This is a genomic window from Helicobacter cinaedi CCUG 18818 = ATCC BAA-847, from assembly GCF_000155475.1.
Lineage (GTDB): Bacteria > Campylobacterota > Campylobacteria > Campylobacterales > Helicobacteraceae > Helicobacter_C > Helicobacter_C cinaedi.
In genome coordinates, this window is record NZ_DS990392.1 from 113063 (window position 1) to 128956 (window position 15894).

Annotated in this window: 14 protein-coding genes; 13 read left to right on the forward strand and 1 reads right to left on the reverse strand. The window is 39.5% G+C overall.

Annotation, left to right across the window (positions count from 1 at the left end):
- Positions 1 to 77 precede the first annotated feature (77 nt).
- From HCCG_RS04945 to HCCG_RS04990, 10 genes are read left to right on the forward strand one after another with little or no spacing between them, the layout of a single operon-like run.
- Positions 78 to 1730, forward strand: a complete 1653-nt coding sequence (locus HCCG_RS04945) for a 30S ribosomal protein S1 (protein ID WP_002956339.1) — start codon at positions 78 to 80, stop codon at positions 1728 to 1730.
- 14 nt (positions 1731 to 1744) lie between these two features.
- Positions 1745 to 2209, forward strand: coding sequence for a hypothetical protein (locus tag HCCG_RS04950; protein WP_002956340.1), 465 nt, complete (start codon positions 1745 to 1747; stop codon positions 2207 to 2209).
- Positions 2210 to 2230: 21 nt separating this feature from the next.
- Entirely contained in the window at positions 2231 to 3811 is a 1581-nt protein-coding gene (gene serA, locus HCCG_RS04955; protein ID WP_002956341.1) for a phosphoglycerate dehydrogenase, read from the forward strand.
- Positions 3812 to 3827: 16 nt separating this feature from the next.
- Positions 3828 to 6668 carry an excinuclease ABC subunit UvrA gene (gene uvrA / locus HCCG_RS04960; protein WP_002956342.1) on the forward strand — a complete coding sequence of 947 codons (2841 nt, stop codon included), beginning with the start codon at positions 3828 to 3830 and terminating at the stop codon, positions 6666 to 6668.
- A complete protein-coding gene (locus HCCG_RS04965; RefSeq protein ID WP_002956343.1) occupies positions 6658 to 7695 on the forward strand; it encodes a D-alanine--D-alanine ligase in 1038 nt (345 codons plus the stop codon). The genes uvrA and HCCG_RS04965 overlap by 11 nt, the downstream gene beginning before the upstream one ends.
- Before the next feature lie 3 nt (positions 7696 to 7698).
- The gene (locus HCCG_RS04970) at positions 7699 to 8463 is read left to right on the forward strand and encodes an alpha/beta fold hydrolase (protein ID WP_002956344.1); all 765 of its coding nucleotides are present in this window, start codon (positions 7699 to 7701) and stop codon (positions 8461 to 8463) included.
- A complete protein-coding gene (locus tag HCCG_RS04975) occupies positions 8450 to 8737 on the forward strand; it encodes an acylphosphatase (protein ID WP_014666936.1) in 288 nt (95 codons plus the stop codon). Before HCCG_RS04970 ends, HCCG_RS04975 begins: the two co-directional genes overlap by 14 nt.
- A 10-nt stretch (positions 8738 to 8747) precedes the next feature.
- On the forward strand, positions 8748 to 10226 hold the full coding sequence (locus HCCG_RS04980; RefSeq protein WP_015453346.1) for a Mur ligase family protein: 1479 nt from the start codon (positions 8748 to 8750) through the stop codon (positions 10224 to 10226).
- Between the two features lie 44 nt (positions 10227 to 10270).
- Entirely contained in the window at positions 10271 to 10771 is a 501-nt protein-coding gene (locus HCCG_RS04985; RefSeq protein ID WP_002956346.1) for an HIT family protein, read from the forward strand.
- A gap of 33 nt (positions 10772 to 10804) precedes the next feature.
- On the forward strand, positions 10805 to 11647 hold the full coding sequence (locus HCCG_RS04990) for an ankyrin repeat domain-containing protein (protein WP_002956347.1): 843 nt from the start codon (positions 10805 to 10807) through the stop codon (positions 11645 to 11647).
- Between the two features lie 37 nt (positions 11648 to 11684).
- Here the strand turns inward: HCCG_RS04990 and HCCG_RS04995 are convergent, their stop codons facing one another.
- Positions 11685 to 12296 (reverse strand): LysE family translocator, encoded by a 612-nt coding sequence (locus HCCG_RS04995; protein WP_002956348.1) that lies wholly within the window; start codon positions 12294 to 12296, stop codon positions 11685 to 11687.
- Between the two features lie 131 nt (positions 12297 to 12427).
- On the opposite strand from HCCG_RS04995, the gene gyrA reads away from it, so the two are divergent.
- From gyrA to HCCG_RS05010, 3 genes are all read left to right on the forward strand, one after another.
- Positions 12428 to 14902, forward strand: coding sequence for a DNA topoisomerase (ATP-hydrolyzing) subunit A (gene gyrA / locus HCCG_RS05000; RefSeq protein WP_002956349.1), 2475 nt, complete (start codon positions 12428 to 12430; stop codon positions 14900 to 14902).
- 19 nt (positions 14903 to 14921) lie between these two features.
- Positions 14922 to 15395 (forward strand): hypothetical protein, encoded by a 474-nt coding sequence (locus HCCG_RS05005; RefSeq protein ID WP_002956350.1) that lies wholly within the window; start codon positions 14922 to 14924, stop codon positions 15393 to 15395.
- Positions 15392 to 15894, forward strand: a 503-nt coding sequence (locus tag HCCG_RS05010) for a response regulator (protein WP_002956351.1), incomplete at its 3' end; no start/stop codon positions are given. The genes HCCG_RS05005 and HCCG_RS05010, both read left to right, overlap by 4 nt.

The window sequence follows — 15894 nt, forward strand, 5'->3', positions numbered from 1 at the left end:
ATGCCATTCTTAAGCTATGGCAAGGTTTGCTTTGGTAGAATAAGCGGATTTTAATTTTAAAAAGGTAAAGGGCGTCAATGTTAGTAAATTTGGATAATGTAGTCTTGGAAGGCGAAGAAGATTTTGCGGCTATGCTTGAGGCAAGTGAGCGTAGGGTTGTAAGTGGAGCAATGCAGACAGGCGAGATTGTAGCGATAAATGATGAATATGCTATGGTGGCTGTGCCGAATGAAAAGATAGAGGCTTCGCTGCGACTAAGTGAGATTCAAGATGAGAATGGAAAACTGCTTTTTAACAAGGGCGATAAGATTGAGGTATTTGTAACTTCTGGGCGAGGCAGACCAAGTGCGTCTTATAAAAAGGCGTTGAAAATGCACAAGATTGTTGAGAAAATCGCGGAGTTAGCAGATGATTATAAGGATAAAGTCATTGAAGCAAAAGTTATTAAGAAAAATAAGGGTGGCTTTATTTTGGAATATGATGGTGTAGATGTGTTTATGCCACGCCGAGATTCTGCTGTGCGCGAAGATGATAAGGCTATTGGTAAAACTTACAAAGTAGCGATTGTGAATCTTGATAAAGAGAATAATTCTATTGTGGTTTCACGCAAGAGATTTTTTGAGCTTGATGATGTGAATCGTCAAAATATGAGTAGTAAGTTCCTTGAAAATGATGGTGTGCAAAATGGCGTAGTGGCTAAGATTGCTCCTTTTGGTATTTTTGTTGATATTGGTGGGATTGAGGGATTGGTGCATTACACAGAGCTTAGCCATAAGGGACCTGTGAATCCGGCAAAGAACTTTAAAGAGGGCGATGCTGTTGTTGTCAAAGTGCTAGGCTATGATGAGAAAAAACGCAGACTTTCACTCTCTATGAAAGCCTTAGGTGATGACCCTTGGAAAGAGATAGAAAAAGAGCTTGAAGTAGGCTATGCGATTAAGGTGAGTGTAAGCAATATTGAAGCGTATGGGGCATTTGTAGATTTGGGAAATGATATTGAAGGATTCTTGCATATCTCTGAAATTTCTTGGGATAAGAATATCAAGCACCCTTCGCAATATTTGAGCGTGGGACAAGAGATTGATGTTGAGATTATTGAGATTGACACAGAGAGTAAAAGACTGCGTGTGTCATTGAAGCGTTTGCTTGATAAGCCTTTTGCTAAGTTTGCCAAAACGCACCAAGTGGGCGAGGTTATCAAGGGTAAAATCGCTACGCTAACTGATTTTGGAGCTTTTGTAAAGCTTGATGGCGTTGATGGATTATTGCATAATGAAGATGCGTTTTGGGATAAAGAGTTAAAATGTAAGAATGAATTTAAAGTTGGCGATGAGATTGAGGTAAAAATCATTAAGATTGATAAGGAAAATGAGCGTATCTCTCTCTCTAAAAAACTTCTAGATCATTCTCCGGCTAAAGAGTTTGCAAAAACGCATAAGGTTGATGATGTTGTAAATGCAAAAGTCATTGATGTGAAAGATTTTGGCGTGTTTGTGAAGATTGATGAGATGGAAGCCCTTATCCGCAATGATGATATTTATCCGCTTAAAAAAGATGAGATTGTTTCAGGGCAAGAGATAGAGTGTGTTATCACTCATATTGATGAAGAGAATAACAAAGTAAGAGCGTCTATCAAGCGACTTGAGCGACAAAAAGAAAAGGAAACGCTCAAGGCTTTTAATGCTGAAGAGAAAATTACACTTGGCGATAAGCTTAAAAATCGCCTTTAGGAGATAAATAGGCAATGAAAAAGCTAGCATTTATTGCAGGGCTTTTAGCGGTTTTGAGTGGGGCAATTTATGGTGTGTTGTATTTTGATAGAATCTCTGTTGCCCCAAACCCTCAAACTCAACCTGTTGAGTTTCCAAAGACTAGCACAAATGAGATGAAGCAAGATGAAAGTTGGCTTAGCTCACTGGCTGATAGTGACGAGTTGCCTTATGCGTATCCAGCTACGGAGCTAAGTGTGCGGTTTGATTTTGCGGATGCAGATTCTAAACGCGGTATGCCTTCTTCAATTAGCATTAATGATTTAGATGAGTATAAATTTGCTTGTGTGAAGCAGGTGTTGCGACAAAACAATATAGAATCTGCCTATTATAAGTCAGGAGATAACCTTAAGCTTATGGTATTTTTGACAGATGAGGCCATGTATGAAAAGCTTTTGACGGATTTAAAATACTATCGTCTTAGTTTCAGTGTGCAGTAATCAAAACAAAAGGAGTGTGTTATGAAGTATAAAATCATTGTGTGTGATCATATTCATCAAAGTGGCCTTGATTTGCTTTTGGCTCAAAATGATGTTGAAATGGAGAATCTCGCTTTTATTCCAAAAGATGAGCTACTTGGTAAAATCGCAAATGCTGATGTTGTGATTACGCGAAGTTCAACTGATGTTGATGAGAAGTTTTTAGAATCTTCTGGGCAGATACGGGCAGTTGTGCGTGCTGGTGTGGGCGTAGATAATGTGGATATTGATGGCTGCTCACGCAAGGGTATTGTTGTGATGAATGTGCCTACGGCAAATACTATTGCGGCAGTAGAGCTTACAATGGCACATTTGATTAACGCTGTGCGTAACTTCCCCGGAGCCAACACACAGCTTAAGAATGAAAGAAAATGGAAGCGTGAAGATTGGTATGGTATTGAACTCAAAGGTAAAAAGCTAGGAATCATCGGCTTTGGGAATATCGGTAGTCGCGTAAGTATTAGGGCGAAGGCTTTTGAAATGGAAGTCTTAGCGTATGATCCTTATATCCTGCCTTCAAAGGCTACGGATTTAGGTGTCAATTACACGACAAATTTTGATGAGATTCTCTCCTGTGATATTATCACAATCCACACGCCTAAAAATGCTGAAACAAAAAATATGATTACCTCCAAGCAAATTGAAAAAATGAAAGATGGCGTGATTTTAATAAATTGTGCTAGGGGTGGGCTATATAATGAAAAGGATTTGTATGCGGGATTAGAATCTGGCAAGATTAAATGGGCTGGGATTGATGTGTTTGACAAAGAACCGGCTATTGATAATGCCTTGCTTAATCTGCCAAATGTGTATGTAACGCCACATATCGGGGCTAATACTTTAGAATCCCAAGAGCAAATCGCCATTCAAGCCGCACAAGCTGCCATTGAAGCAGCAAGAGGCTCAAGCTATCCAAATGCACTTAATCTCCCGGTTAAAGAAAATGAGCTGCCAAAAATGGTAAAGCCCTACCTTGAGCTTATGCAAAAGCTTGGATTCTTAGCCGTGCAGGCAAATAAGGGCGTGATTACTTCCATTGCCATAGAGACACAAGGCGAGATAAGCGAGTATGCAGATTCATTGCAAACCTTTGGGCTTGTAGGGGCATTAAATGCAAGTTTGGGCGATAAGATAAACTATGTCAATGCCCCATTTGTGGCTAAAGAGCGGGGTATTGAGCTAAAGACAATTTGTAAAAAGCAAAGTGAGACTTATAAAAATCACATTTCTATCACGCTTAGCACACAAAATGAGAGCATTAGCTTAAGCGGAGCGGTATTTGAAGATAGGCATTTGCGTATTACTTCTATTAACCAATTTCAGTTTGACATTGAGCCAAAGGGCAAGATGATATTTTTCAAAAATACCGATGTGCCGGGCGTTGTGGGGCTTGTTGGAAGTATTTTGGGGAATTATAAGGTCAATATTGCCGATTTTCGCCTTGCTAGGCAAAATAAAGAGGCAATGGCGGTTATTCTTGTGGATTCAGATGTGCCAAATGAGGCAATTAATGAGCTTGAAGCAATTCCTGCGTGTCTTGGTGTAAAGATTGTAAATGTATAGAATCTAAGGATAATTTTTGAAAAATGATTATATTCACATCACAGGGGCAAGGGAAAATAATCTTAAAAACATCAATTTGAGTATCCCTAAAAATCAGCTTGTTGTTTTTACCGGGCTTTCAGGCTCTGGTAAATCAACTCTAGCATTTGACACGCTTTATGCTGAAGGGCAAAGGCGATATATAGAATCGCTTTCAAGCTATGCTCGGCAGTTTTTGGATAAGGTGGGGAAGCCAAATGTTGATAAGATTGAAGGGCTAACACCTGCTATTGCCATTGATCAAAAAACTACAAGTAAAAATCCACGCTCCACGGTTGGCACGATTACAGAGATTTATGATTATTTGCGTTTGCTGTATGCGAGGGTTGGGATTCAGCATTGTCATTTATGTGGTGAATCTATTTCGCAAATGAGTCAAACGGATATTATTGAGCAGATTCTCTCTTTGCCTAAAGATTCAAGGCTCATACTTCTAGCACCCATTGTGAAAGAGAAAAAGGGCAGTTTTGCTGATAAAATAGAATCTTTGCGGCAAAAGGGCTATGTCCGCGCAATGGTAGATGGTGTGATGGTGCGGCTTGATGAGGAAATTGAACTTGCCAAGCATAAAAAGCACACGATTAAGGTTGTCATTGATAGGGTAACAAACACAGATGAGAATACATCACGCATCGCACAAGGTGTGGAAAAGGCGTTGAAAGAATCTTATGGCGAGGTGGAAGTAGAGCTTGTGAGTGAGAAAAAAATCTTGCATTATTCAGAGCATTTTGCGTGTTTTAAATGTAAAGTGAGCTTTGAAGAGCTAGAGCCACTTGGCTTTTCTTTTAACTCGCCAAAGGGTGCGTGTGAGGACTGCTCTGGGCTTGGGGCAAAGTATGCTATTGATATTAAAAAGATTTTAGATAAATCTCAACCACTCAATAAAGGTGGGATAAAAATCATTTTTGGCTTTAATCGCAACTATTATGCCGAGCTTTTTTATGCTCTGTGTAAGAGTGCTAAGATTAATCCAGATTCAAGTTTTGAAGAGCTAAGCAGCACACAACAAAGCATACTCCTTTATGGGCGAGAAGAGGAAGTGGAAATCACTTGGCGTTCAAGTAAATTAAAGCGTCCTTGGAAGGGGATTTTGCAAATTGCGTATGATATGTTTAAAGATGATAAAGAGCTAGGCGATTATACAACAGAAAAGGTGTGTCAAAAATGTAATGGACATCGCCTAAAGCCTGAATCTTTAAGCGTAAAAGTTGCAGGGTTTGGTATAGGGGATATTATCAGTCTGCCTATTGAAAAGGTGTATGAGTTTTTTAATGATAGCTCACATTTTGCCTATTTAGATTCTCAAAAAAGCTTCATCGCAGAGCCTATTTTAAAAGAGATAAGAGAAAGGTTATTTTTTCTCTATGATGTGGGGCTAGGCTATTTGAGTTTGGGGCGTGATGCAAGAAGCATTAGCGGGGGAGAATCTCAACGCATTCGCATTGCTAGTCAAATCGGCAGTGGGCTTACAGGCGTGATGTATGTGCTTGATGAGCCTAGCATTGGACTGCACGAGCGAGATACCTTGCGGCTTATTAAAACCTTGCGGAGTTTGCAGGAAAAGGGCAATAGTGTTATTGTGGTAGAACACGACAAAGAGACGATTTTAAATGCGGATTATATTGTAGATATTGGACCAGAAGCGGGACTGCGTGGAGGGGAAGTTGTCTTTAGCGGTGATGTTAAGGCATTATTAGAATCTCACACGCTGACAGCGGAGTATGTCAAAGGAGAGCGGATTATTGAGTATCCGCATAAACGGAAGACTACGCATTGGCTAGGTATCAAAAATGTCAGCATTAATAATATTCACTCACTTAGCACCAAGATTCCATTATCGCAGTTTGTGTGCGTAACGGGGGTGAGTGGGAGCGGAAAAAGCTCTCTTATTTTACAAACGCTTTTGCCTGTGGCACAAGAGCTTTTAAACAATGCTAAAAAAGTGCAAAAATGCGATGGCGTTGAGATTGTGGGCTTAGAGCATTTAGACAAAGTCATTTATTTAGATCAAAGCCCTATTGGACGCACTCCGCGTAGTAATCCAGCCACTTACACGCATCTTATGGACGATATACGCTCTTTGTTTGCTGAGGTTAAAGAATCTAAGATTCGCGGCTATGGGGCGGGGCGATTTAGCTTTAATGTCAAAGGTGGGCGATGTGAGAAATGCCAAGGGGAAGGGGAGATTAAGATTGAAATGCACTTTTTGCCAGATATTATGGTGAAATGTGATATGTGCCAAGGGGCGAAATACAATCCCCAAACGCTTGAGATTACCTATAAGGGCAAGAATATCGCTGATGTGTTAAGTATGAGTGTTGAATCTGCGTTGGAATTTTTTGCTAAAGTGCCAAAGATTGCTTCGCGTTTGCAAACTTTGCAAGATGTGGGGCTAGGCTATATTACACTAGGGCAGAATGCCATTACACTAAGCGGTGGGGAAGCTCAAAGGATAAAACTTGCAAAAGAGCTTAGTCGCAAGGACACAGGCAAAACACTCTATGTGCTTGATGAGCCAACCACGGGATTACATTTTGCCGATGTGGATAGACTTACAAAGGTGCTACATCATTTGGTGGATTTGGGCAATTCTGTTATTGTTATTGAACATAATTTAGATATGATTAAAAATGCGGATTATATCCTTGATATTGGTCCAGAAGGTGGAGCAGGGGGCGGCAAAGTCGTGGATAGTGGCTCTGTGGAGCAGATTGTCAAAAATCATTCAAAAAGTGGCAGTTATACGGGCAAATATCTAGCCTTGGAATTAGAGCGTGATAAAAAATATAAAAAACAAAAGGAAAAAAATGAAATTTGATGTAATCTTTGGTGGCGTGAGCTTTGAGCACGAGATTAGCATTGTGAGTGCGGTGGCGTTAAAAAAGGTGCTAGGGGAGAGAATATCAAATTTTATTTTTTTAGATTCTTTGCATAGATTCTACCTTATTCCCGCAACGCTAATGAAGTCTAAAACTTTTAGTTCAGGGGAGTATAAAAAATGCACAGAGATTTTTTTGCAAAGGAGTTCATTTGTAAAAAAATCTCTTTTTGGCTTTAAGGCGATTATCCCAAATACGCTTATTAGCCTTATACACGGAGCAGATGGAGAAGATGGCAGTATGAGTGCGTTGCTTGATTTTTATCATATTCCTTTTATTGGTCCGCGTATAGAATCTAGTGTGATGAGTTTTAACAAGGCTTTGACAAAGATTTACGCACAATCAAGGGGCGTGAAAGTGTTAGATCATGAGATACTCACTCGCAATAGCCCTAATCCCACTTTGCCCTATCCTTTGATTTTAAAGCCATCTCGCCTTGGAAGCTCCATAGGTGTAAGTGTAGTAAATAAAGAAGATGAGCTAGAATATGCTAAAGATTTAGCATTTGAGTATGATGATAGTATTGTGGTGGAGTGCTTTAAAAGCGGTGTGAAAGAATATAATTTGGCTGGGTGCAAGATAGGTGATGAGTTTAGATTCTCTATCGTAGAAGAGCCAAGTAAGAAAGAAATGCTAGATTTTGAAAATAAATATTTGGACTTTTCTCGCACAGCACAGGTTTTGAAAGCTGATATTAGCCAAGAGCTTGAAAAGCAGATTCAGCAAAATTTTGCCAAACTTTATGAAAACGCTTTTGAGGGGGCGTTGATCCGTTGTGATTTTTTTGTGATTGATAATGAAGTGTATTTGAATGAGATTAATCCCATTCCGGGGTCTATGGCGAATTATTTATTTGAAGATTTTGCTTGTGTGCTTGAATCTTTGGCTCATAATTTGCCAAAAAAACATTCTATCAAGGTAAGCTATAAATATATTGAACGCATTCATCACGCAAAAGGAAAGTAATCTATGGCACAAAGGCGGATAGAGTATCAGGGGAATATCTTTGATATAAGCTATGAGATAATAAAGCCAAATTTAGAATCTTGCTCTTTAGAATCTCAAGATTCACCGCCTATGATGCTATTTTTACACGGCTGGGGGAGTAATAAAGACTTGATGAAAATTGCCTTTAGCAAGTGTTTTAGGGAGTTTTGTCATATTTATGTAGATATGCCCGGCTTTGGCAATAGCCCTAATGAGAAGCCTTTACATACGCAGGATTATGCCAATATAATACAGAAGTTTATGCGGGAAGTGGCTAAAATAGAAGCGAGTGAATGCGTGATTGTAGGGCATAGCTTTGGCGGTAAGGTAGCGACTTTGTGTCAGCCAAAAGAGATGATTTTACTCTCATCTGCTGGAATCATCGTGCCAAAGCCTTTGAAAGTGCGTTTTAAAATCGCTTTAACTAAGATAATGGGAAAACTAGGGCTTAGGAGTATAGGCAAGGTATTCCGCTCAAGCGATGTAAGTGCGATGAATGAAGGAATGTATCAAACTTTTAAAAATGTCGTTGATGAGGATTTTTCAGGGGAGTTTAGCTCGTATGGCGGGGTAGCGAGTATTTTTTGGGGAGAATCTGATAAGGCTACACCGCTTTTTTGTGGAGAGAAAATCGCAGGTTTAATAAAGCAAAGTAGATTTTTTCCAATGCAAGGTGATCACTACTTTTTTTTAAAGCAAGGTTTGGAAGTGGAGCGATTATATAGGAGCAAGTGTGAAACAAAGTAGGCAGTTTTTAGTTTTTGGCAAGGTGCAGGGTGTGGGATTCCGCCGTTTTGTGAAAGCAAAGGTTGATGTAATTAATGAAGAAGAGATGAAAATAAGTGGCTATGTGTGTAACCTTAGCGATGGCAGTGTGCGTGTTGTCGCACAAGGAAGCAAGGAAGATTTACAAAAACTCTATGAGATTTTGAGTGTTGGCACGATTAAAAGTGAAGTGTCGCATATAGAAGTAAGTGATGTTGCGAAGGCAGAATTTGATAGTTTTGAGATTCTAAGATAAGGAGAAAATAATGGATATGCAAATCATTGATACGATAGCACAATGGGCATTTGCACTATGTCTAGCATATTATGGAATGACGAATTTGCAGTGGTATAATTATAGTTTTAAAAGAGTGCTGTTTATGCACCATAAACGCTCTTGGCATTTGTATTATTTTATTCTTCCCTTGGTTGTTTATGTTGGCGGATTTTTTGTGCTTAGCCCTTGGGGTGATTATATCCTTGTGAGTTTGAGCTTGGTGTATTTTATCGCTCTTGTGGTTTGGGCTATAAAGCTTGATAAAAGGCTTAATTTCACGCCTCGTGTTGTGAAATTTTTTGTGATCTTTTTTATCTTTATGGCTTTAAATGAATCTTTGTGCTATATGCTTGATATTGAGAGTGGATTGCTTGATTTAATGCCTCTCATCTTTGCGAGTGTGATTTCAAAAATATATGAAAATGTTTTGCTTAATCGCTACATCGTCCTTGCGAAAGAGAAGCTTGATATTATGTCGCGTCTTATTATCATCGGCGTAACAGGGAGCTATGGCAAAACGAGTATGAAAAACTTTCTCACACAGATTCTAAAAGAAAAGTATCGTGTGTATGCCACGCCGCGTAGTGTCAATACGCACACAGGCATTGTGGCTGATATTAATAATAACCTTGATTACACCACAGAGATTTACATCACTGAAGCTGGGGCGCGTTTGAAAGGTGATATTGCTTTGATTAGTGAGTTTATTAATCCGCATTATGCTGTGATAGGCGAAGTAGGGGAGCAGCATTTAGAGTATTTTAAAAGTTTAGAAAATATTGTTGAGACAAAATTTGAGTTATTGCAAAGCAAAAGGCTCAAAAAAGCTTTTGTGTTTAAAGATAATCTAAAACCGCAGAATCTTGATAATGCCCTTGCTAAAAAAATCACATATTTTCCTGAAAATGTGCGAAATGTAGAGGCAAACCTTGAAGGCACAAGCTTTGATCTATTTATTAAAAATGAATGGCATCGCTTTGACACAATGGTGCTAGGGCAGTTTAATGTTGTGAATCTAAGTGCGGCGATTTATATGGGGGTTGAGCTTGGGCTTAGGGTGGAGGAGATTCAAAAAGCGGTGAAAAGGATTGAGCCAATCCCGCATAGGCTCAATAAGATTCAAACAAATCAAAAGCTCATTATTGATGATGGCTTTAATGGGAATCTTAAGGGTATGAAGGAAGCTATAAGGCTTTCTTCACTCTATGAAGGACGCAAGATCATCGTAACACCCGGCATTGTGGAAAGCACAAAGGAGGCAAATATTGAACTTGCAAAAGCCATTGATGAAGTCTTTGATATTGCGATTATCACGGGAGAGTTGAATGCTAGGACACTTGCTGATAACATACACAACACGCAAAAAATTATTATTAAAGATAAGTCTATGCTTGAAGATATGCTGAAATCCTGCTCTCAACCGCATGATTTGGTGCTGTTTAGTAATGACGCACCAAGCTATATTTGAGATTCTGTAAGATTTTGCAAGATTCTGTATGTAAGGGGTAAAGAATGGATAGAATCTACGCACCTTGGAGGAGTGAATATTTTGGCTCTTGCATTGAGGGGTGCGTGTTTTGCCATATTGCCAACAATCCGCAAGATGATGAGAAAAATCGTGTAATCTATCGTGATGATTTTGTCTTTGGTGTTATGAATCTTTACCCCTACACACCCGGGCATTTTATGCTTTTGCCTTTGTCCCATTGCGATTCCCCAGAGAAATTGCCTCTTGAAGTGTGGCTTCATCTACACACACTTTCACATAAGGCGATGTCTGTGCTGTATGAGTATGGTGCACAAGGGGTAAATATGGGGATAAATATCAAAAAAGCAGGTGGAGCTGGAATCCCAGAGCATTTACATATACATTTTGTGCCACGATATGTAGGCGATACAAATTTTATTACAAGCATAGCTGATACTCGCACTTATGGAATGGATTTTGATTCTATCTATCAAAAGATTAAAGCTTTAAGCAAAAAGCATTTGAATCCTGCGGGACAAGCTTGAGATAAATATAGAGAGAAAATAAAAGGAGCAAAAATGAGAATCTACTTAGCAATATTAGCCATTATTGTAAGTCTAAGCTATGGGGCAAATGATAGATATAATTATTTGCTTTTTAGCAATGACTACACAGAGGTGCGTAAGGGCATAAATCTTGGGGCTGACATTGAAGCTAGACTGCGTGGAAGCACACCGCTTTATGATGCGGCAAGGAAAGGGAATCTAGAGATTTTATATCTTTTGATTGAACGCGGAGCTGATGTCAATGCAGTCTCTCACGGCGAGACACCATTGCTTAAGGTTGTGGCTTTGAATAATCTCAAATTTGCTAAAGCATTGATTAGCAAGGGGGCTAAAGTCAAAGTTGCCGATGAGCATTTGGGAAATACGCCCCTGCATTATGCAGTGATGAAAAAGAATCCTGAAATGATAAGCCTTTTACTTTCTAATGGTGCGGATATGTATGCGGAAAATCATAAGGGCGATACACCTGCGCGTTATATTTTAGCTACTCGCTCTCTGCCTGCTGTGAGTATTAAAAATGCTGATATTACGCTCAATGCCTCTTCATTTAATCTTGGGCAAGGAAGCGTGAATATCAGCATTAACAATACAAGCGATAAGTTTGCTACTATTAATTACATTGCATTGTATATCAATGGAGATTTAATCAGCGAAGCGGAAGTGAGCAAAAAGATTCCACCGCGTTCAAATGCATCTGTGGGGAGCTTAAAAATCCCAACTGATACTTATGAGAATATCCGCATTAAAAAATCAGGTGTTACGGATATAAAATATGGTTTTGCGGTGGAATATGACCTTGATGGAAAGGGCGATAGTCTGTATAAAAAGACAAATACAGAATTGCGGCTGTGGTAGATCTAGCCCTAGAATCTTGTTATAGAATCTCGTGAAATTAAAGCAATAATGTAGCAACAATCTCTCCACATTCAAAGCACAAAAGCCACGCAAAAATAGCAAATAAAACGCCACAGATTCTATCAATCACATAAAAAGTCTTTGCATTAATGTAACTTCTTGCTATGTTTGCACTCAAAATCACAAAAACAAAAGCGGCAAAAAGCGAACACCACAATGCCACAAGTCCAAGTTTGATATTTTCATCAACAAAAGGTGTAACCAAAAAGATAAAAAACAAAATAGCCTTAGGATTAGAGACATTAAGGATTAAGCCCTGCAAAAAGCCATCTTTTTTGACATTGTGCGTAGAATCTAGTGTGTAGGGCGTGGCATTTAGCATAGCAAAAGCAAGATAGAGCAAATAGCCTCCACCAACAAAGCTAAGGATAAGCTGAATAATGGGGGTATTAAGCCAATGGCTTAGCCCCACATAAATAATCCCTAGATACAAAAACCACCCACTTGCTATGCCAAAAAGCACTTTAAATCCTTGCAAAATTCCATACCGAAGAGTTGTTTTGAGTGTGAGTAAAATATCAGGTCCGGGTGTGATTGCACCAAAAAAGCCCATAAGGCAAAGAAGAACGATTTTTTCTATACTATCCATAACAAACCTTTGGGAAAAGATAAATGGGTTATTATAGTTCTTTTTGCTTAGGAGTAAGCCTATTTTTAGTCAATTTGGGCTAGAATCCTACCTTTAAAAATCACTTTGTAAAAAATCGTTTTGGAGAGAGAATGGATAGCCTACTAGAAGATAAAAGTGTGGAAGTAAAGATTGATGATTCTATTAAGGAGAGTTATCTTGATTATTCAATGAGTGTTATTGTGGGGCGGGCATTACCAGATGCTAAAGATGGACTAAAGCCGGTGCATAGGAGAATCTTATATGCAATGAATGAGCTAAGCCTCTCTCCCCGTCGCCCTTATAAGAAAAGTGCTAGGATTGTTGGCGATGTGATTGGTAAATACCACCCACACGGCGATACAGCCGTGTATGATGCACTTGTGCGTATGGCACAGGACTTTTCTATGCGACTTGAGCTTGTAGATGGGCAGGGGAACTTTGGCTCCATTGATGGTGATGGTGCGGCGGCTATGCGTTATACTGAAGCACGTATGACAAGTGCGAGTGAAGAAATGCTACGCGATATTGATAAGGACACGGTGGAGTTTGTGCCAAACTATGATAATACGCTAAGTGAGCCAGATGTCCTGCCTAGTAGAATCCCAAATTTGCTTGTAAATGGCTCAAGTGGTATTGCTGTGGGTATGGCGACTTCTATCCCGCCACACCGCATTGATGAGATTATTGACGCACTTATTTTTGTGATTGATAACAACACGCAAAATGTTGATGATGTGCTTGAACTTGTGCAAGGACCGGATTTTCCAACAGGTGGGATTATCTATGGCAAGATGGGAATCTTAGAGGCTTACCGCACTGGGCGAGGTAGAATCCGTGTGCGTGCAAAGGTGCATATTGAAAAAACAAAGACAAAAGATGTGATTGTCATTGATGAAGTGCCTTATCAAGTCAATAAAGCCAAGCTTGTGGAGCAAATATCCGAACTTGCTAAAGAAAAGATTATAGAAGGCATTGCAGAAGTGCGAGATGAAAGCGATAGGGAAGGGATACGCGTAGTCATTGAGCTAAAACGCGATGCGATGAGCGAAATAGTGCTTAATCATCTTTTTAAATCCACCACAATGGAAAGCACCTTTGGAATCATACTTCTTGCAATTAATAACAAAGAGCCAAAGATTTTTAATCTCCTTGAGCTATTGCAGATTTTTATTGCTCATCGCAAGACGATTATTATCCGCCGAAGTATTTTTGAGCTTGAAAAGGCTAAGGCTAGAGCACATATTTTGGAGGGCTTAATCATAGCCCTTGATAATATTGATGAGATTATCCGCATTATTCGTGCGTCAAAAGATACAGAAGAAGCAAAAAATGCGTTAGTAGAGAAGTTTAGTTTAAGTGAGCTACAAGCTAAAGCCATACTTGAAATGCGTTTGCAACGCTTGACAGGGTTAGAGCGAGATAAGATTAATGCGGAATATGCCGAGTTACAAGAACAAATCGCATATTTAGAATCTATCCTTAAAAGTGAAGAAAAGCTAAAAAGTATCGTAAAAGATGAGCTTTTAGAGATAAAAGAAAAGTTTAGCTCCAAACGCAAAACACAGATTGAAGAGGACTATGACAGCATTGATATAGAGGATTTAATCCCAAATGAAAAAGTTGTGGTAACAATGAGTCATCGCGGCTATGTCAAGCGAGTGCTACTTAAAACTTATGAAAAGCAAAATCGTGGTGGTAAAGGTAAGGTTAGCGGGAATACGCACGAAGATGACTTTATTGAATCTTTCTTTGTGGCAAATACGCACGATACGATTATGTTTGTTACTAATAAAGGACAGCTCTATTGGCTCAAAGTCTATAAGATTCCAGAAGCGGGTCGCACAGCCATTGGCAAGGCAGTTGTGAATCTTATTAATCTCTCCCCTGATGAAAAGATTATGGCAACTATCACAACGACTGATTTTAATGATGACAAATCGCTTGTGTTTTTCACTAAAAATGGTATTGTCAAACGCACAAATCTCAAAGAATACAGCAATATCCGCAGTGTGGGGGTAAGGGCGATTAACCTTGATGAGAATGATGAGCTAGTAACCGCACATATCGTAGGCTCAAGTGTCAAAGAGCTATTTATCGCTACACAGCAGGGTATGTGTATCCGCTTTGGTATTGATGAATTGCGAGAGATTGGACGGGTGGGTCGCGGGGTAACGGGCATTAAGTTTAAGGCAAGTGAAGATTGCGTCATTGCGGCAACGACAATCACAAGCGATACAGATAAGCTTTTAACCGTGAGTGAGCAGGGCATTGGTAAGCAAACACTGGCAGGAGAGTATAGGCTACAATCGCGTGCAGGTAAGGGTGTGATTGTAATGAAGCTTACTCCAAAAACGGGCAAACTTGTGAGTGTGGTCAATATCAATGATGAAAATATGGATTTAATGGTGCTGACAAGCTCGGGCAAAATGATACGCGTAGATACCGAAGCCATACGCGAAGCAGGGCGTAATACAAGTGGCGTGAAAATTGTCAATGTTGGTAATGATAAAGTCGCTTACGCCAATGTCTGCCCCAAAGAGCCAAAAGAAGATGATGAAGAAGAGGGATTAACACAAGAAGATTAGTGCGAGAATGGGAGATTCTATGCGTTATAAACTTGTAGCTTGGCTTATGCTTGGGGCTTATGTTTGCGTCTTTGGGGCAAATAAGCTTGATTTACTTCCATATAATGAGCGACTTGATGGGCTAGAAGTTGAGTTGCTTATTTCATACAAAGTTGTTAGTCAAGATAATCTAGCCCAGCGTGAGCGTTACCGCGTGTCGCAAGTAATGCAAGAAAAGAGCGGGTATCATATCACAAAGGAGTGTGAGATTGATGCGAGTAGATATCTTATAATGGACGATATGCCCTATTTCATCTCATCTGTTTTAAAGCAGGAAAAAGAGCAGGTGCTTGAGTGTTTGTATGGATATGAAGTGAATGTGCGTGAAAGCACAAAAGGTAGGAATAACGCCATAAGCTCAAAAGTCAGCCTTGAGATAGCTCCAACAAGGATTAGGGCAAAGCTTGTTGATAAAAGCATAGTGATGTATATTTTAGCCAAGGGGGAGAGATGAAAATTGCCATTATAGAAGATGATATTAATTATAGAAAGTCCTTAGAGACAGCCTTTGAAGACTATCCGCAATATGAGATTGTAAGTTTTAAGAATCCAAAAGATGCCCTAAAAAAGCTTGATGATAGTTTTCATCTCGTGATTACTGATATTAATATGCCCCAAATGGACGGACTAAGCTTTTTGCAAGAGCTAAATGGGCGATATGAAGCCATTGTTATCACAGGTAATGCCTCTGTGCAAAATGCGATTAAGTCTATCCGCTTGGGTGTGAAAGATTTTCTTGTTAAAGGTTTTGAGATAGAAGCACTCATTGAAGCCATAGAGCGAAGTCATAAAGTGCATACAATCACGCAAAACCCCACAAAGCCCCAAGATTCTACAAATGTCCACAAATCCCAGAAACCTACTAAAGATTTTATCTCCACTTCTCTAAAGCTAGAAGAGGCAAAAAATATCGCACTTAAAGTGGCTAAGACTGATGCAAGTGTGCTGATTTT